The sequence below is a fragment of the Micrococcaceae bacterium Sec5.8 genome (assembly GCA_039636775.1).
Classification (GTDB): domain Bacteria; phylum Actinomycetota; class Actinomycetes; order Actinomycetales; family Micrococcaceae; genus Arthrobacter.
In genome coordinates this window covers 3,645,655-3,663,549 of record CP143429.1, presented here as the reverse complement: position 1 = coordinate 3,663,549, position 17,895 = coordinate 3,645,655, and the positions used below count along the sequence as shown (strand labels likewise).

General features: G+C 66.0%; 12 protein-coding genes. 3 read left to right on the top strand and 9 right to left on the bottom strand.

What is annotated here, in order from left to right; all coding sequences use genetic code 11:
• Positions 1–9 precede the first annotated feature (9 nt).
• The 4 genes from VUN84_16915 to VUN84_16900 are packed head-to-tail and all read right to left on the bottom strand — an operon-like array spanning position 10 to position 5,325.
• The gene (locus VUN84_16915; GenBank protein XAS63946.1) at positions 10–2,088 is read right to left on the bottom strand and encodes a beta-galactosidase; all 2,079 of its coding nucleotides are present in this window, start codon (positions 2,086–2,088) and stop codon (positions 10–12) included.
• 2 nt (positions 2,089–2,090) lie between these two features.
• Complete coding sequence (locus tag VUN84_16910; protein ID XAS63945.1) at positions 2,091–3,026, bottom strand: carbohydrate ABC transporter permease; 936 nt, start codon at positions 3,024–3,026, stop codon at positions 2,091–2,093.
• On the bottom strand, positions 3,023–3,976 hold the full coding sequence (locus VUN84_16905) for a sugar ABC transporter permease (GenBank protein XAS63944.1): 954 nt from the start codon (positions 3,974–3,976) through the stop codon (positions 3,023–3,025). Before VUN84_16905 ends, VUN84_16910 begins: the two co-directional genes overlap by 4 nt.
• Positions 3,977–4,005: 29 nt before the next feature.
• Positions 4,006–5,325: an ABC transporter substrate-binding protein gene (locus VUN84_16900; protein XAS63943.1), complete on the bottom strand. Its 1,320-nt coding sequence runs from the start codon at positions 5,323–5,325 to the stop codon at positions 4,006–4,008.
• Between the two features lie 253 nt (positions 5,326–5,578).
• Here VUN84_16900 and VUN84_16895 point away from each other — a divergent pair, with 253 nt between their 5' ends.
• Positions 5,579–8,206 (top strand): trehalase-like domain-containing protein, encoded by a 2,628-nt coding sequence (locus VUN84_16895; GenBank protein ID XAS63942.1) that lies wholly within the window; start codon positions 5,579–5,581, stop codon positions 8,204–8,206.
• Positions 8,207–8,224: 18 nt separating this feature from the next.
• Here the strand turns inward: VUN84_16895 and VUN84_16890 are convergent, their stop codons facing one another.
• From VUN84_16890 to VUN84_16875, 4 genes are all read right to left on the bottom strand, one after another.
• Complete coding sequence (locus VUN84_16890) at positions 8,225–9,274, bottom strand: DUF1524 domain-containing protein (protein XAS63941.1); 1,050 nt, start codon at positions 9,272–9,274, stop codon at positions 8,225–8,227.
• A 197-nt stretch (positions 9,275–9,471) separates the two neighbouring features.
• On the bottom strand, positions 9,472–10,398 hold the full coding sequence (locus VUN84_16885; GenBank protein XAS63940.1) for an AEC family transporter: 927 nt from the start codon (positions 10,396–10,398) through the stop codon (positions 9,472–9,474).
• Between the two features lie 117 nt (positions 10,399–10,515).
• The gene (gene panD / locus VUN84_16880; GenBank protein ID XAS63939.1) at positions 10,516–10,944 is read right to left on the bottom strand and encodes an aspartate 1-decarboxylase; all 429 of its coding nucleotides are present in this window, start codon (positions 10,942–10,944) and stop codon (positions 10,516–10,518) included.
• A gap of 103 nt (positions 10,945–11,047) precedes the next feature.
• Positions 11,048–11,959, bottom strand: a complete 912-nt coding sequence (locus VUN84_16875) for a LysR substrate-binding domain-containing protein (protein XAS63938.1) — start codon at positions 11,957–11,959, stop codon at positions 11,048–11,050.
• 144 nt (positions 11,960–12,103) lie between these two features.
• Between VUN84_16875 and VUN84_16870 the strand changes: the two genes are divergently transcribed.
• Both VUN84_16870 and VUN84_16865 read left to right on the top strand, forming a co-directional pair.
• Complete coding sequence (locus VUN84_16870; protein XAS63937.1) at positions 12,104–13,567, top strand: amino acid permease; 1,464 nt, start codon at positions 12,104–12,106, stop codon at positions 13,565–13,567.
• Positions 13,568–13,830: 263 nt separating this feature from the next.
• Positions 13,831–17,343: a bifunctional proline dehydrogenase/L-glutamate gamma-semialdehyde dehydrogenase gene (locus VUN84_16865; GenBank protein ID XAS63936.1), complete on the top strand. Its 3,513-nt coding sequence runs from the start codon at positions 13,831–13,833 to the stop codon at positions 17,341–17,343.
• Positions 17,344–17,452: 109 nt separating this feature from the next.
• On the opposite strand, the gene VUN84_16860 is transcribed toward VUN84_16865, so the two are convergent.
• Positions 17,453–17,806: a hypothetical protein gene (locus VUN84_16860; protein XAS63935.1), complete on the bottom strand. Its 354-nt coding sequence runs from the start codon at positions 17,804–17,806 to the stop codon at positions 17,453–17,455.
• Positions 17,807–17,895: the final 89 nt, after the last annotated feature.

Genomic DNA, 17,895 nt, shown 5'->3' with positions numbered 1-17,895 from the left:
CTGGTGTCCTTACCGGACCGCTTCGGCAGCGGTCCGGGAACGGACGACGGCGGCAGCGCCGGCGCCCAAGGCAAGGCCGCCGTCGAGTTCCCGACCGGCGATGAGGTCGACTCCCGCCAGGGGCAACCGGACGTCCTGCGTTCCGTGGTTGATGCAGAACGTCCAGTCCGTGCCGTCCTTGCTCCGCCGGATGACCTCCACATCGGCCGGAAGATCCGGTACCAGCGGCTGTACCGACGCGTCGGCGCAGCTGAGCGCCACGAAGTCACTGAGGCCCGCGGCCGACAACGTGGTGGCGACGTAGTAAGCCAGGCCCGTTCCCGCCTGGTTGCGGGTCACCGCCGGCGAACCGGCCACCGGCCCCTCGGTTACCGCGGCGAGCACCTCGGCGGTGCTGGCCCGGCCGAGTTCGCTCCAGCACGAGCCCGCACCGAACGCGCTGAGCGGAAGCGATTCGCCGGAGCGCAACGGATAAAATTCCTCCATCCGTACGCCCAGCAGCTCACTGAACGCCCCCGGATAGCTGCCGAGCCGGATGTGGTCGTGCTCGTTCACAATGCCCGAGTAGTACGTGATGACGAGGTGGCCGCCGTCCCTTGCGTAGCGGTCCAGGTTGGCCGCTCCGGCGTCGGTCACGAGGTATTGCATCGGGGCCACCACGAGCCGGTAGCCGGAGAGATCATCTGTGCTTTGACGGAAGTCGGTGGGGACCCCGGCACGGTAGAAGGCATCGTGCCAGCGGCGCGTTTCCGCGATGTTGGAGGCATCCGTACTCGGGTGCGAGTCGAGTTCCGAGGCCCAGCGGGCATCGGTGTCATGGATGATTGCGACATCAACGCGGCCGGACGCACCGGTCACCGTCGAGCCGGCCACTTCGGCGAGGCTGCGCAGCGCCTGGCCCAGCTGGACGACTTCCCGCCACACCTTGGTGTCGGTTCCCCCGTGCGGCAGCATCCCGGAATGAAATTTTTCCGCGCCGGCCCGGGAAGCCCGCCACTGGAAGAAGAGGGCACCGTCGGCGCCGCGGCCGATGTGCTGCAGCGAGTTGCGCAGCATTTCTCCGGGCGCCTTGGCGATATTGCGGGGCTGCCAGTTAACCGCGGACGTGGAGTGCTCCATCAGCAGCCAGGGCCGGCCCTGCGCCCAGCCGCGGCTCAGGTCCGCCGCCGCGGCAAGCTCCTGGAAGTTCCGCAAGTCCTCAGCGATGAGGTAGTGGTCGTTGGACACCACGTCCATTTGTTCGGCCCAGCGCCAGTAGTCCACCGGCTGGTGCAGGCCCATGTTGAAGCCCATGAAGTTGGTAGTCACCGGATGCTTGGAATGCGACCGGATGATCGCGGCCTCCGCTTTGTAGCACTCGAGAAGTTCGTCCGAGGAATACCGGGCGAAGTCCAGTTGCTGGGTGGGATTGACCCAGGTCCCGGAGGTCCGCGGCGGCAGGATTTCCTCCCAGGCGGAGTAGCGCTGGGACCAGAAGGCGGTACCCCAGGCCTCGTTCAGTCCGTCGAGGCTTCCGTAGCGGGCTTGTAGCCAGTTGCGGAAGCCGGCGGCGGCGCCGTCAGAAAAGTCCGGCTGGTTGTGGCAGCCGTACTCATTGTGCACATGCCACATGACCACCGCGGGGTGGTCCTTGTACCTCATGGCAATCTGCTCCGTCAGGGCGGCCGCGGCACGGCGGTAGTCCGGGCTGGATGCGGCGAAGGCCTGCCGCGACCCGTAACTGTGGCGCACTCCATCGGCTGTGACGGGAAGGGAGCCAGGATACTTGTGGCTGAACCAGGGCGGCGGCGAGGCGGTGGCGTTGGCCAGGTCCACCCGGATGCCGTTGGCGTGCAGCAGGTCCAGCACCCGGTCCAGCCAGCCGAATTCGTAGATACCCTCGGACGGTTCCAGCAACGACCAGCTGAAGATGCCAACGCTGACCAGGTTGATGCCGGCCTCGCGCATGAGCCGGACGTCCTCGTCCCAGGTCTCCTCGGGCCACTGCTCCGGGTTGTAATCGCCGCCGAACGCGAGCATGGGTGCGCCTTCCGAGCCCAGGCGCGCGGTGATGTAGTCCATGGCGGCGGTGTTGTTGTTGAAGTCCACGTTTATCCTTTGCTGGAGCCGAGTGTCAGTCCGGCCACGAAGTGTCGCTGCAGGAGCAGGTAGATGATGAGGGCAGGAATGGCTGTGATCATGGCGCCGGCGGCGATCAGGTTGTAGTCCGAGAGGAACTGGCCCTGAAGGTTGTTCACGGCGGTGGTGAGCGGGAGCCGGTCCCCGCTTTGAATGAACAGCAGCGGCCAGAAGAAGTCGTTGTAGATGAAGATGACCTGCAGCGTGCCCATCGCGGCTAGGGCGGGCCGGCACAGGGGGAGGATGATTTCCCAGTACTGCCGCCAGATGCCGGCGCCGTCCACCAGGGCAGCCTCGGTCAGTTCGGGGGACAGTGCCTTCATGTAATTGGAGAGCACGAAGGTGACGAAGCCGATCTGGAACGCCGTGTCGACGGCGATGACGCTGATGTAGGTGTTGAGGAGGTTGCCGGAATCGCTGACGCTGTAGGGGAGTTCGAGCTGCTTGAACATCTGGAACAGGGGAGCCGCGAGCACCTGGGGCGGCAGGAGGTTGCCGGCGGTGAACATGATCAGCAGCGTCACGTTGAATTTCCAGGCCACCCGGCTGACAGCGAAAGCCATCATCGAGGCGAAGAACAGAATCAGGATGACCGACGGTATGGTGATCAGCGCGGAATTCCAGGCGTACTGCGCGAACCCGCCCCGGGTCCATGCTTCGGTGAAGTTGTCGAAATTGAAGGACCCGCCGAGGCTGAAGTACCCGTACTTGTCGGTGTCGGCCTTGGGCCGCAGGGACGTGAAGATGGTCCAGGCCAGCGGCACCAGCCACATGGCTGCCATCACGATCAGGAAGAGGTGGATGCCGAGGTGCTTTTTGGCCGGTCCCCGGCCCTTGCCGCCCGGGTGCTGCACTGCGGCAGGGTGGTCGCTTCTCGCCGCGGCAGGGGCCGGCTTGATGATGCTCATGCCTCTTTGTCCTTTCCGAAGGCGCGGGACAGGTAGAAGGTGATGGGAACCAGCGAAATGACCAGGAGGATGACGGCAAGAGCGGAGCCGACGCCGATCACCTGTCCTTCGCCAACGAGGTTCTGGATGACCAGGGCGCTGATGAGTTCGAGTCCGTTCGTGCCGCGGTTAATGACGTAGACAATGTCGAAGGCGCGCAGCGATTCGATCACCGTGATGACGATGATGATCACATTGACCGGCCGCATGGCCGGGAAAATGACCCGGAAGAACGTCTGGACTGCATTGGCGCCGTCGATCTGGGCCGCCTCCCGCAAGGTGGGATCCACGCCCTTGAGCCCGGCAAGGTAAAGGATCATGACGTAGCCGGCGTGGCGCCAGGTGGCGGCAAGGAGAGCGGCCCAAATGTTGACGCTGGAATCGCCGAACCAGTCGACCGCCTGCGGGGTGCCGGCGGTTCCCAGCAGGAAGTTCAACAGTCCGCTGTCCCGGTTGTAGAACAGCTGCCAGATGACCCCGATCAGGGCCAGTGACAGCATGACGGGCGTGAAAAAGATGCTCTGGTAGATCTTGGAGCCGCGGATGTTCTGATCGAGAAGGATGGCGAGCAGCAGGCCGAGCGGAGTGGCGACGAGGGCCAGAAAGACCAGCCACAGCACGTTGTGCTGGACAGCGGGCCAGAACGGCGGGTAGTCGTTGGCGATGAACTGGTAATTTGCCAGGCCGGCGCCCTTGATGTCGCTCAGGCTCAACCCGTTCCATCGGGTGAAGGACAGGGCAGCGGAAAGCAGCGTGGGGATCCAGACCAGGACGAGCTGGATGAGGGTGGGGACCCCCACCATGAATCCGAGGACCCACTTGTCCCGGCCGGACAAACGCCGGACCCGCCGTGCCGGGGCACCCCTGGCGCCTCGTGCCCCGGCCGTTGTTGTGTCGCTTGCTGTGCTCACGGAAAGTCCTTGCTCGATATCGAGTGCCGCTACTGGGCGGCGTAGAGCGATTTGGCCTGGGCTTCCAGGTTCTTGACGTCGACGTTGCCGTCCTTGATGAAGGACTGCAGGGCCGGGATCATCACGTTGTTGGCCATGGCCGGGAGGGCATCGCGGTCGAAGAACTGGCTGATGCTCTTGGCATTGCTGATGGCGTCCGCCATCTTCTTGTTCAGCGGTGTGAACTTCGAGGTATCTGCACCCTTGGCGGTGGCAATATTGGCGGAGTCGACGGAGGCGTAGACGTCCTGTCCCTCGGGGGTGCCGAGGTAGGCGAGGAAGTCCTTGGCGGACTGGTTCTGGCCGCCCTTCTTGGAGAGCAGCAGCCCGTCGATGGGGGCCTCGATTGCGTCCTGGCCCTCCATGGCGAGCTCCGGGAACGGAAAGAAATCGATGTCGTCCGCCACTGTCTTGTCGGTGTACTGCTGGGTGAGGAAGGAGCCGAGCAGGTACATGCCGGACTTCTTGTCGCCCAGATTCTTGGCGGAATCCTGCCAGGTCATGCCCAGGGCATTGGGGTTCTGGTAGGGAAGCAGCTCCTTCCAGGTGTCGAAGACGTCGCTGACCTTCTTCTGGTCCCAGCTTTCCTTGTGGGCGGTGAGGTCCATGTGGAACTGGTATCCGTTCAGGCGCATGTTCAGATAATCGAACGTGCCCATGGCGGGCCAGCCGTCCTTGTCCGCGAATTCAATCGGGATCAGGCCATCGCCCTGCATCTTCTTGGCGAGGGCAGTCAGCTCATCAAAGGTCGTGGGAACCTCGTAGCCCTTCTCGGCCCACAGGCTCTTCCGGTAAAAGAAGCCCCAGGGGTAGTTGTAGTTCGGGACCAGGTACATCTTTCCGTCCGCGCCGGTGGATGCCTTTTTGAGGGCGTCGGAGTAATTACCTCCGATTTTCTCCCAGACGTCATCGATCGGTGCGAGCAATCCTTTGTCCGCGTAGTACTGCATCCGGTAGCCGGCGAACCAGGTAAAGCTGTCGTCGGGGCTGCCTTGCAGGTAGGTGTTGATCTTGTTTTGAAAGTCGTTGTGCGGGACCACGTTCGTGGCGACTTTGATGCCGGACTTCTTCTCAAACGCGTCCGTGACGGCTTTGTACGCATTTTTGGGTACTTCATCCGAGGATCCGGAACCGAAACTGACGGTCTTGGCGCCCCCGCTTGCGGCCGGGGCGCTGCCACCGGTGCACGCAGCCAGCGCGGGCACTCCCGCCAGCGCGACGGCTCCCACACCCAGCGTCTTGAGCAAGGTCCGCCGGTCCCACGCGCCCTGGCTGGAAGCCCGGCGCAGCGCGTCTTCGTGCATGGTCATGATTTCTCCTTTGAAACATCCGGGTGTGAGGCGACTCACATAATTATCTATCATAAACGCACAATAAGGAACGTCAAGAGGCAAAAAAGAACATTTTAGTGTCCGCGGATGCGGAACGTTCCGGCAGTTGCGGATTTTACGTCCCCGCAACAGCCGGGACACCTGCGCGACATGGGGCGCGGAGGAGACTGGAAGTACGTCCTTCGGGGCGCTCTCACGCAGGCATTTGGGGACTTACCGAAGGACTCCGCGCATGCCCACTCCGCTCAACCAGTCCCTGGCCGACTCTGCCCTCCTGACGAAGTCCCTGCCGCTGGGACTGCTCCGTGCATTTGTGCAGACCAATGCGGTGGAGGACGGGCTGACGCCGCAGTTGCTGGCGGAACTGAAGATCCTGGCCCGCACCCCGGGGCTGCTGGTGGCCTGCAACTACGGCGGGACGCTGTGCGCCGCGGAAGGCGTTTCCACCGAGACCCTGCCGCTGGGCAGCGCCTCGATCGCGCTCCGGGCGCTGGCGGCCCTCCCCAATACCCACGCCGCCGTCATCTCCGGGCGTTCCCTGCGTGACCTGGCCGCAGTCTCACGGCTTCCCGCCGAGGTGCACCTGGTCGGCTCGCACGGCGTCGAGTTCGACATGGGTTACGCCCACGGACTGTCCCTGGCCACCGAATCCGTGCTTCAGCAGGCCGCCCAGGCGCTCGCCGAAACCGTGGGCGCCTACCGGGGCGTCACCATCGAGCGCAAGCCCGTCGCCGTGTCCGTGCACACCCGGCCGGCGGCGCCCGACGTCGTCGCGCTGGCTACGCAGCAGGCAGCGGACATCGCCCGGGAGCACGGATTGTTCTTTGTTGTGGACGGATCGGTCCTGGACTTGTCCGTGGTGGAGCCGGCCAAGGGCGGCGCCCTGGAACACCTGCGCTCCATGCTCGGCGTCAGCGCAGCCCTTTACGCGGGTGACGCTGCCAGCGATGAACTGGCAATGGCCACCCTGCGCGGCCCGGATCTGGCGCTGCGGGTGGGGGAGGGCGCCACTCTCGCCGCGCACCGGCTGCGGGACCCGGAGGCCTTCGCCCGGGTGCTGGCCATTCTCTTTGAACTGCGGAGGGCCTGGCTGTTTGGGGAGGACGCCGTCGGGCTGGAACGGCACTCGATGATCGGCAACGGGTCCTCCACGGCACTGCTGACCCCGGATGCCAAGATCTGCTGGATGAGCCACCCGCTGCCGGACTCCGGGTCCCTCTTCGCGCATTTGCTGGGCGGCGACGCGGCTGGTCATTTCTCGGTGGAACCGGTGAAAGCCTCGCAGGTCCTGGGCCAGCGCTACGTGGACAGCACCATGATTGTTGAAACACGCTGGGCTGATGTCACCGTCACGGACTATCTGGAGCCCGCGCCGGAGGGTGTAACCAGCCTGGTCCGGGTGCTCACAGGCACCGGGATGGCGCGGATTGTCTTTGCACCCCGCCCGGATTACGCGAACGCACCGTTTAGCATGGAGGCCCGCGGGTCAGAACTGCATGTCGTGGGCACCGCGGACCCGATCATTCTGCTTGCCTCCGGTGTGGATTTCACGCTCACCTCGGATGGGCGCCACGCGACCGCCACGGCCGACGTCGAGCTGCGGCACGGGCCGGTGGTCTTGAACCTGCGCTGCGGCGACACGGAACTTCAACGCGCCGAGCCGCCGGAGGAGCATTCGCGCCGTGCCGCCGTCGCGCATCATTCCCGGCGCTGGGTGCAGGCACTGCGGTTGCCCGCGGTGAAACCGTCCCTTGTGCGGCGGTCAGCGCTGGTGCTCCGCGCCCTGGTTCATGAGCCCACCGGAGCCGTGCTTGCGGCGCCCACCACCTCACTGCCTGAGGGAATTGGCGGCACCCGGAACTGGGACTACCGGTACTGCTGGCTGCGGGACGGTTCCATGACCGTGAACGCCCTCGTGGACCTCGGTTCCACCTCGGAGGCGGAGGGTTTCCTGGCCTGGCTGGGCCGGATCCTGGCCCACACGCCGGGTCCGGAATGGCTGCATCCGCTGTACTCGGTCACTGGGGCACCGCTGTCCACCGAGGCCATTATCGATTGCCTTCCCGGGTACGCGGGCTCCCGGCCGGTGCGGATCGGCAATGCCGCGGACCACCAGGTGCAACTGGACGTTTTCGGTCCGATCGCTGAGCTCATCGATGCGCTGAGCGCCCGGCTGGGGGAGTTGGCCGATGCCCATTGGGAGGTGATGGTGCAGATGGCCTCGGCCGTTTTGGCCCGCTGGCACGAGCCGGACCATGGGATCTGGGAGGCCCGGCGGGCACCCCGGCACCACGTTTACACGAAAGTGATGTGCTGGGTGGCGCTGGACCGGGCGCTGCGGACTGCTGACCGGCACGGACGGACGCCGCATCCTGAGTGGGAGCCGGCCGCGGCGGTCATCCGGGAGCAAGTCCTGCGGGAGGGCTGGGATGAAGGTGCAGGGTCCTACACCGTGGCCTACGATAGCCCGGATCTTGACGCCGCGGTGCTGCACATCGGTTTGTCGGGCCTCCTGGACGTTGCGGACCAGCGCTTCCTGGACACCGTCACGGCGGTGGAACGGGAACTGAGGGTGGGTCCCACCGTGTTCCGCTACCGGTACGACGACGGCTTGCCGGGTTTGGAGGGCGGCTTTCACATCTGCACCACCTGGCTGATCGAGGCCTACGTCGCGGTGGGGCGGATCGAGGAGGCGTGGGACCTGTTCGATCAGCTGGTCAATCTGTTCGGGCCCACCGGGCTGCTGCCGGAGGAATACGACCCCGGCACCGAAACCCACCTGGGAAACCATCCGCAGGCCTACTCGCACCTGGGCTTCATCCGTTGCGCACGGCTGCTGGACGCGCTGCCGAAGAACTAGCTCCGCACGTCCCTGTCCCTATTCGCAGGCGACGCCGTCGCGGTCGCCGTCCATCTGCTCGCGGTAGCCCGGCTGGCCGACCCGCAGCGGGGCAGCTCCTGCCGCCCGGGCTGCGGCGCAGTTCGCATAGAAGGCCTCCGCTGGTGCCGCCGGTGCCGCCGGGGCTGGCGCCGCTGGTCTTGCCGGCGCCGGTTCGGCTGAAGCGGGAAGCGGGGCGGGTTCGGCGGGGTGCGGTGTTCCCTGGCCGGCGGGGAGCGCTGTGTCCGGGCAGCCGGCCAGGATGCGCGCCATCGCATCGTGCTCGGCCTGGGTGACCCACAGCCCATAGCTGGATTTGACCGAGATCTGACGGGCGACGTAGTCGCAGCGGTATGACGTGTTTGGCGGAAGCCAGGTGGCGGCGTCGCCGTCGCTCTTTTGCTGGTTACTGGGACCGTCCACCGCGAGCAGGTTCAGCGGATCGTTGGCGAGAGCGAGCCGTTGGGCTTCGGTGAGCTGCTGCGCGCCTTTCTGCCAGGCGTCGCTGAGGGCCACCACATGGTCGATCTGCACCGCGGAACTGGTGCTGTTGCCGCGGAGGAAGTTGATCAGGGTTGCCGTGTAAGGGTCATTCAGGATGCCGGACAGGACCACGCAGTCCCCGGTGCCGGGTTTGAGGGCCAACGCGGTCAGGTCGCGGCGCAGCACGTCATTGCGGGTGTCGCAGCCGTTGCGGTCGACGTCGGCCCAGGCCTGGCCGAATTGCTCGCGCGAGTATCCCGTTTTCGGCGCCCGGCCCTTGACCGGGAGCGAGTCCAGGACGTCCAGGGCCCTGCCGGCCAGGGAGCCGGTGGCCGTGCCGGGGTCCGGCAGGGTGGGCCCGGCGGTGGGTGAGGGAGTGTCGGCGGCCGGGGAGGCGGGCGCTGGGCCGCCGACGGCGGCGGGGGACGTGGCACCCGCAACCGGGGCAGCAGCCGGGGCCGTTCCGGCGCAGGCAGTGGCGGAGACCAGCAGCAGTGCCGTGAGGCCCGCCGCGATCCAGTCGACGGCGCCGGATACCGCGGTCCGGCGTGGTGTGACGCTGTGCAATTGTTCCCCACTTCGTGCTGAGCGCCGGGAGTTGCCGGCCGGCTTGAGACCGGTCCCAGCCTACCCGGGTTGCTTGGCGGTCAGCGGACCCCCGGGCGTGGGGCCGAGAAGATTCCCGGGGCAGGGCGCTCCCCGGTTGCGAGGTCGGCGGGGCGGATCTCCGCCCCGCGGCCGGCGAGAGCCGGCGGTGGCAGCTCTCAGGTGAGGAGCAGGGCCACACAGATCATGGCCGGAACGGCGGCGATGGTGGTGATCAGCACGGTGTCCTTGGCGACGGTCAGGCCGGTCTGGTAGCGGCTGGCGACGACAAAGACATTTTGTGCCGTGGGCAGAGCCGAGGTGACCACTACGGCAAAGAGGGCCTGGTCCGCCATCCCCAAACCGAACCGGGCGAAGAGGAAGGCAAGCGCCGGGTGGACGATTAGCTTGAAGCCACTGGCAAGCAGCGCGTCGAGCCGGCGGCCGGCCGTGGCCTGCAGCGGCCGGGAGCCGTTGAGGCTCATGCCGAAGGCGATCAGCATGGCAGGGATCGCGGCGCCGCCGATCAGGTGGATCGGCTGCATCACAAGCTCTGGGACCTGCCAGCCCGTACCCGCCACGAGAAGACCGAGGCCGGAGCCCACGATCATGGGGTTCCGCAGGATCATCAGTCCGAACCCCAGGGGCGTGGTCCGGCGGGTGCTCGTCGTGGCATCGAGGGCCATCAGGAACAGCGGGGAGAAGAACGCCAACTGGAAGATCAGCAGCGGAGCCACATAGCCGGCGTCGCCGAGGACGAACACCGCGATGGGGATGCCCAGGTTGGCGGAGTTGGCCAGCGAAGCGCCCATGGAGGACACCAGGGACTCCGGCAGCGGCCGTCCGAGCAGGAAGCGGACAATGACGAAGAAGAGCGACGCCGTGACGATGGCCCCGGCTGCGGTGACCAGCAACGGCGCGGCGAAGACGTCGTTGAGCTTGGCTTTGCTGAGCGTTTCGAACAATAGCGCGGGACTGGCAACGAAGAAGGTCAGCGCGCTGAGCACGGAGCGGGCGTTCTCGCCCAGGATGCCGCGCCGGCCGACGAACATGCCCACCAGGATGATGCACCAGACCACGGAGAATCCGGCAAGAACACCTAACACGCGGCGGTCCGGAGGACTTCAGGCGTGGAAAGGGCGGCAATCACCCTCCCAGACTAATCAGCCTGTTCTACACCGGGTACGCAGTACGGCGGAAAGAGGCCTGCGAAGATCCGGACTTCAGTTGAGGGCGGCGTTGTTCAGCGCGTACGGGGGCCGCAGGACTCCGGGCGTATGGCCCTCCGCAGGATCGTTGCCGATCTGCAGTATTTTATTGTCCTCATCCACATGGACCACTCTGGGGGTGTAAGCCTTGGCCTCATCCGTGGTCATCTGGGCATAGGTAATGAGGATGATGATGTCATTCTCGTGCATCAGATGCGCGGCGGCGCCGTTGATGCCGATGACACCCGAACCGCGCTCACCGGCGATCGTGTACGTCTCCAGCCGGGCGCCGTTGCTGACGTCAACGATCGACACGAGTTCGCCGGGGAGGATGTCGGCGGCTTCGAGCAGGTCCAGGTCCACGGTGACCGAACCGACGTAGTGGAGGTCCGCGTGCGTAACCGCGGCGCGGTGGATTTTGGACTTGAACATTGTGCGATTCATAACGGAATCAGTCTAGCGCCGGGCGGGGGACTGTGCTGTGAGCCGGCCGACAGCGGCCGCGAGGCGTTTGGGTAGGTGGGGCCCGTGGGCCGGTACCGGTCGGTCAGGGGCCGGCGGGCGGGATGGACGCGGCCGTCTCGCTCAGGATCTCCCGGGCGGCGAGGATGGCCGGACGCTTGGCACTGGAGCGTCGTACGGAGGTGAAAATGGTCCGGTGCGGATCTCCCGGCAGGGTGATCAACTGCGACGTCGTTCCCCTCCCCGTCCAGACGAGATCCGGCATGAGCGCCACCGCGTTCCCGGATTCGATCAGCCGGATCTGGGCCTGCAGATCGGCGGTTTCATACCGGACGTCCGGTTCGAACCCGGCGCTCCGGCAGGCTTGTTCCGCCCAGTGCCGTGAGGCTGCACCCCGGGGTTCCATGACCCACGCCAGCCCGGCGGTGTCGGCTAGCGATGAGACCGCCGGGCGCGCGGCGGCGGGCGGCGGAACGGCCAGGCGGATGGCGTCGCTGGTGAGCCGGACCCGGTCCAGTTCAGCGTATCGGGGTGCCGCATGCCCGGGGTACTGCTCGGCAATCACCAGATCGAAGTCCCGGGCCCAGGTCTCGTGCAGTGCCGTTTCGGGTTCCCGCTGGATCATTTCAATCCGGACTTCGGGGTAGCGCGAGGACATCCGGGTGAGGGCATCCGGCATCAGGGCAAGCGCCGCGGACTGGAAGACGGCAATGCGGACGGTGCCCGTCACGGTGGTCAGTGAGGCCGCCAGATCCGCCTCGGCCTGTTCCAGGGTTTCCAGCAGCTGGGCCGTGTGGGCCACCAGGACCTCAGCCTGCGGAGTGAGCTGGACGCGGCGTCCGGTCTTGCGCAACAGCTCGACACCGGCCTCCTTCTCCAGGAGGGCCAGTTGCTGGGAGACCGACGACGGACTGTACTGGAGCGCCTCCGCAACCTCGGCCAGGGTGCCCCGGATCTTCAGCTCGCGCAACAACCGCAATCGCCGGACGTCCAGCATCGCTATTCCTTTGTGAATGCTAATGGTTATTGATTAGGAGAATTCACTTTATCTAACGGAATCCGGCTTGCATACTTGTGTCGTTGAGTAACCCCCATCACAGGGTGGATTGATGGGTGCCACACCTAAGCGGGAGACCCTGAAATGAACACAAAAGACATGTCCAAGTCACTCTTGAGGCGCAAGCCCATTGACGACATCGAAGAGGAAAACCTGCACAGCGGGCTCCGGAAGAGCCTCGGGCTGTGGCAGCTGACGGCCATCGGCGTCGGTGGCATCATCGGTGTCGGTATCTTCTCCCTCGCCGGGCTCGTGGCCCACGGCAGCGAATCTGAACCCGGTGTGGGCCCGGCGGTGCTGTTCTCCTTCCTGATTGCGGGCCTCGCCTCTGCGGCTGCCGCGTTGTCCTACGCCGAATTCGCCGGCATGATCCCGCGGGCAGGCTCCGCCTACACCTACGGCTACGTGGCGCTCGGAGAAATCATCGGCTGGTTCATCGGCTGGGACCTGCTGCTGGAATACATCGCGATTGTCGCCGTTGTGGCCATCGGTATTTCCGGCTACTTCGACGCGTTCCTGGCCGGGATCGGCGTTCACATGCCTGCCTGGATGACAGCGACGCCGGATGAGGGCACGGGCGGCATCATCAACGTTCCCGCGATCGTGGTCTGCCTGCTGGTGACCTGGATCCTGTCCCGCGGCACCAAAACATTTGGCCGCTTCGAACTTGTGGCCGTCGGGATCAAGGTGGTTCTGATCCTGTTCATCATCGGCCTCGGCATCTTCTACATCGACACAGGCAACTACAACCCGTTCATGCCCAGCGGGTTCGGCCCGGTGGTGGCCGGCGCGGCAACGGTCTTCTTCGCCGTCTTCGGCTACGACGCCATGAGCACCGCCGCGGAAGAGGCGACGGACGGCAAGAAGCACATGCCGAAGGCCATCATCATGTCCCTCATCATCGCGATGCTCCTTTACGTCGCCGCAACCCTGGTGCTCACCGGCATGCAGAACTACAAGGACATTGACCCCAAGGCCGGTTTCGCGTCCGCATTCAACGGCGTGGGCCTGCCGGTCATTGCCACGATCATCTCGGTCTTTGCCGTGCTGTCCATCCTGACCGTGATGCTCACCTTCCTGCTCGGTGTCACCCGTGTGTGGTTCTCAATGAGCCGCGACGGGCTGCTCCCCGGATGGTTCGCCAAGACGGACCGCCACGGGACGCCGCAGCGCGTGACCTGGATCGCCGGGATCGCGTCCGCACTGCTCGCGGGCGTATTTCCAATCAAGGCCGTCGCCGACCTGACCAATATCGGCATCCTGGCCGCGTTCGTCGTCGTCTGTTTCTCGGTGATCGTCTTCCGCTACAAGAAACCCGACGCGCCGCGCACCTTCCGCCTGCCGCTCATGCCGCTCGTTCCGGCCTTCGGCGTCCTGGCCTCCGGGTTCCTCATGCTTCAGCTGCACTGGGAGACCTGGCTGCGCTTCGGCGTCTGGCTCGTGATCGGCCTGGTCATCTACTTCGGCTACGGCCGCAAGCACTCGCTGATGAACCCGGACAGCCCGCGGCATGAAGAGGCCGTGGAGATGCACCGGCACGTCGGCTAACCCCCAAAGGACGCTCCCGGACATACTGCGGTGGTTTCCCGGACGCTTCCGCACATCTGGCATGGCATCGGCGAAACCCTTTCCTGGCTTGGGGAAGGGTTTCGCTGTATCTCCGGCATGATCTGCGGGAGGGGCGGTAGGGCGGCAGAAGGTTCTGATTTTCTGATCAGTATTGCTCAGAAAACATCGCTTTATCTTATGAAAATCCGGTCGCATACTGAAGTCAGAACGGTCCACATTTTGAGAAAGAACGAGTACCAGCCATGACCCACGTTTCAACGGAGTCCGGAGTGACCACAGGCAGCGCGGCCTCGCACGCACCCGTCCCGGAAGGCTCGCCGGTTCCCGAGGCAGCAGCCCTCGCCGAGGAGACCATCGGGCTGGTGCGCCATTGGCTCACCGAGGCGGCAAAGGTGCCGGTCGACGCCTCCGCCGAGCAGCTCGCCGGCGTCCTGAAGGACCCCAACGGCCTGGACTTCACGGTCGGATTCGTCGACGGCGTCGTCCGCCCCGAAGACCTTCAGGTCGCAGCCCGCAACCTCGCCGCCCTGGCCCCCAAGGTCCCTGACTTCCTGCCCTGGTACATGCGCAGTGCCGTCCGTCTCGGCGGCACCATGGCCCCGGCCCTGCCCCAGGTGGTCATTCCGATCGCCCGCCGCGTCCTCCGGGAAATGGTCGGCCACCTCATCGTCGATGCCACCGACGCCAAGCTGGGCCCGGCCATTGCCAAGATCCGCAAGGACGGCATCAAGCTCAACGTCAACCTCCTCGGCGAAGCCGTGCTCGGCGAACACGAGGCCTCCCGCCGGCTTGCAGGCACCCACAAACTCCTGGCCCGCCCCGACGTCGACTACGTCTCCATCAAGGTCTCCTCCACCGTGGCCCCGCACTCGGCCTGGGCCTTTGACGAGGCCGTCGAGCACGTCGTGGAGAAACTCACCCCGCTCTTCACCCGGGCGGCCTCCTTTGCCGCCGGTGGACAAAAAGCCAAGTTCATCAACCTGGACATGGAGGAATACAAGGACCTCGACATGACCATCGCGGTCTTCACCCGGATCCTGGACAAGCCGCAGTTCAAGGACCTCGAGGCCGGCATCGTGCTGCAGGCCTACCTCCCGGACGCGCTCGCCGCCATGATCCGCCTGCAGGACTGGGCCGCTGCCCGACGCGCCGACGGCGGCGCCGCGATCAAGGTCCGCGTCGTTAAAGGCGCCAACCTGCCGATGGAACAGGTCGAAGCCTCCCTGCACGACTGGCCGCTTGCCACCTGGGGCTCCAAGCAGGAGTCCGACACCAACTACAAGCGCGTCATCAACTATGCGCTGCACCCGGACCGGATCGGCAACATCCGGATCGGCGTCGCCGGCCACAACCTCTTCGACATCGCTTTCGCCTGGCTGCTGGCCAAGCAGCGCGGCGTGGAGTCCGGCATCGAGTTCGAGATGCTGCTCGGCATGGCCCAGGGCCAGGCTGAAGCCGTTAAAAAGGACGTCGGCTCGCTCCTGCTCTACACTCCGGTGGTCCACCCGGCCGAGTTCGACGTCGCGATCGCCTACCTGATCCGCCGGCTGGAGGAAGGCGCGAGCCAGGACAACTTCATGTCCGCCGTGTTCGAACTCAGTGAGAACGAGTCTCTTTTCGAGCGCGAGAAACAGCGCTTCCTCGCTTCCCTCGCCCAGCTCGACGAGGAGGTCCCGCCGCCCAACCGGCGGCAGAACCGCAGCCTCCCGGCCGAGCCGATGCCCCGCGCGTCCTTCGAAAACACCGCGGACACCGACCCCTCGCTGCCGGCCAACCGCGACTGGGGCCGTGCGATCCTGCAACGGGTGCCGTTCTCCACCCTCGGCAACGCCGCCGTGGACGCCGCCATCATCCACGACGAACAGACCCTCAACACCGTGATTGAGACCGCCGTGGAACGGGGCAGGGCCTGGGGCGCGCTCACCGGTGATGAGCGGGCCGAGATCCTGCACCGCGCCGGCGACGTGCTGGAAGCACGCCGCGCCGACCTCCTGGAAGTCATGGCCAGCGAGACAGGCAAAACCATTGACCAGGGCGACCCTGAAGTCAGCGAGGCCGTCGACTTCGCGCACTACTACGCCGAATCGGCCCGCAAGCTCGACGACGTCGACGGCGCGGACTTCGTTCCGGCGAAGCTCACCGTGGTGACCCCGCCGTGGAACTTCCCGGTGGCCATCCCGGCCGGCTCCACCCTGGCCGCCCTCGCCGCCGGCTCCGCCGTGGTGATCAAGCCCGCCAAGCAGGCCCGCCGCAGCGGTGCCGTCATGATTGAGGCGCTCTGGGAAGCCGGCGTCCCGCGCGATGTGCTCACCATGGTCCAGCTGGGCGAACGGGAACTGGGTCGTCAGCTGATCTCCCATCCCGCCGTGGACCGGGTCATCCTCACCGGCGGCTACGAGACGGCCGAGCTGTTCCGCTCCTTCCGCAAGGACCTGCCGCTGCTGGCTGAGACCAGCGGCAAAAACGCCATTATCGTGACCCCGAGTGCCGACCTGGACCTCGCCGCCAAGGACGTGGCATACTCCGCCTTCGGCCATGCCGGGCAGAAGTGCTCCGCTGCCTCCCTGGTGATCCTGGTCGGATCCGTGGCCAAATCGCGGCGCTTCCACAACCAGCTGATCGACGCCGTCACCTCGCTCAAGGTCGGCTACCCGGAGGACCCGGCCAGCCAGATGGGTCCGATCATCGAACCCGCCGGCGGCAAGCTCCTGAACGCCCTCACCACCCTGGGCGAAGGCGAGCACTGGGCCGTCGAGCCCCGGAAACTGGACGCAACGGGCAAGCTCTGGAGCCCGGGCGTCCGCTACGGCGTCCGCCGCAGCTCCTACTTCCACCTCACGGAATTCTTCGGCCCCGTCCTCGGGGTGATGACCGCCGAGACCCTGGCGGACGCCATTGCCATCCAGAACCAGATCGCATACGGCCTCACCTCCGGCCTGCATTCGCTGAACCCGGACGAAGTGGCGCTCTGGCTCGACACCGTCGAGGCCGGCAACCTTTATGTCAACCGTGGCATCACCGGCGCCATCGTGCGCCGCCAGCCCTTCGGCGGATGGAAGAAATCCGCCGTCGGCGCGGGCACTAAAGCCGGCGGGCCCAACTACCTCGTGGGGCTCGGCGACTGGGTGGGCAAGCCTGCCGCCGCGGGCGGGAACAGCCTGGCTGAGTCCGCGCACCCCGGCATCAGCCGGCTCGTGCAGGCAGCGCGCGCCGTCCTGGCCGCCGGCGAACTTGAGTCACTGCAGCGTGCGCTGGCCTCCGACGCCGTTGCCTGGGCCGACGAATTCGGCACCGCCAAGGACGTCTCCGGCCTCAGCGCCGAGCGGAACATCTTCCGATACCGCCCGCTGCCGGTCTCGGTGCGGCTCTCGGACGGTGAACCGCTCGTCCACCTGGTCCGGACCGTCGCTGCCGGCGTCCTCACCGGGTCCGTGCTGACCGTCTCCACCGCCGTCGAACTTCCCGCCCAACTGCACACTGTCCTGTCCGGCCTCGGCGTCGACGTGACAGTACAGGACGACGGCGATTGGCTGGCCGCTGCGGGCAGCCTCACTGTCCCGCGGGTCCGGCTTATCGGCGGCAGCGCCAGGGAACTGGCCGAGGCGACCGGCGGACGCCCGGACCTGGCAATTTACTTCCACCCGGTCACCGAAGCGGGACGGCTCGAGCTGCTGACGTTCCTGCACGAGCAGGCCATCAGCATCACGGCGCACCGCTTCGGAACGCCGAACCACATCTCCGACGGGCTGATCTAGGGGTCCGCTCCCCGGTTGCAACACAGCAGACGCACAACGAGCCGGACGGCCACCCTCCAATAGTGGCCGTCCGGCTCGTTGTTTGATGGTGCGCGCTGTGCCCGGCGGCTCAGCCGAAGTACCAGCCGGGGGGAACCCAGGTAGCCGGCACGGCGTGGGCGGAGAAGTCGTCGCACCCGGAGCAGAAGTACGTGACTTCGCCCAGTTTGTTGACGGATCCATCCCGGTGGTGCGTGGCCGGCACAAAGGTTTCAAGGTAGACATACTCGTCGGTCCCGCAGCGCTCGCAGTACGGACTGCCGACATATTCGGCCTCAACGAGCGTGGTCAGATGTGGATCCATGCGTCCGCGGCCGGGGTGGCGGGCGGCGGCGCCGCGGTGAACTGCCTGGGAGAGCGGGCCAACGGACTTTAGGTCGCGGGCTCCGACGGGGAGGTGCGGGCGGTTAATGGCTGGCGTCATTGTCGGCCTATCCCGAACGCCCCCCTGGGACCGCCCTGCGGCAGACGTAGGGACAGCGTCCGTTTTTTGAATCGTTGTTCCAGGCCTCT

What these genes read in the sequence shown, in the direction of transcription:
- VUN84_16910 (XAS63945.1), bottom strand. Translation starts at nt 3,026, where the DNA reads ATGAGCATCATCAAGCCGGCCCCTGCCGCGGCGAGAAGCGACCACCCT.
- VUN84_16900 (XAS63943.1), bottom strand. Translation starts at nt 5,325, where the DNA reads ATGACCATGCACGAAGACGCGCTGCGCCGGGCTTCCAGCCAGGGCGCG.
- VUN84_16895 (XAS63942.1), top strand. Translation starts at nt 5,579, where the DNA reads ATGCCCACTCCGCTCAACCAGTCCCTGGCCGACTCTGCCCTCCTGACG.
- panD (XAS63939.1), bottom strand. Translation starts at nt 10,944, where the DNA reads ATGAATCGCACAATGTTCAAGTCCAAAATCCACCGCGCCGCGGTTACG.
- VUN84_16875 (XAS63938.1), bottom strand. Translation starts at nt 11,959, where the DNA reads ATGCTGGACGTCCGGCGATTGCGGTTGTTGCGCGAGCTGAAGATCCGG.
- VUN84_16870 (XAS63937.1), top strand. Translation starts at nt 12,104, where the DNA reads ATGAACACAAAAGACATGTCCAAGTCACTCTTGAGGCGCAAGCCCATT.
- VUN84_16865 (XAS63936.1), top strand. Translation starts at nt 13,831, where the DNA reads ATGACCCACGTTTCAACGGAGTCCGGAGTGACCACAGGCAGCGCGGCC.
- VUN84_16860 (XAS63935.1), bottom strand. Translation starts at nt 17,806, where the DNA reads ATGACGCCAGCCATTAACCGCCCGCACCTCCCCGTCGGAGCCCGCGAC.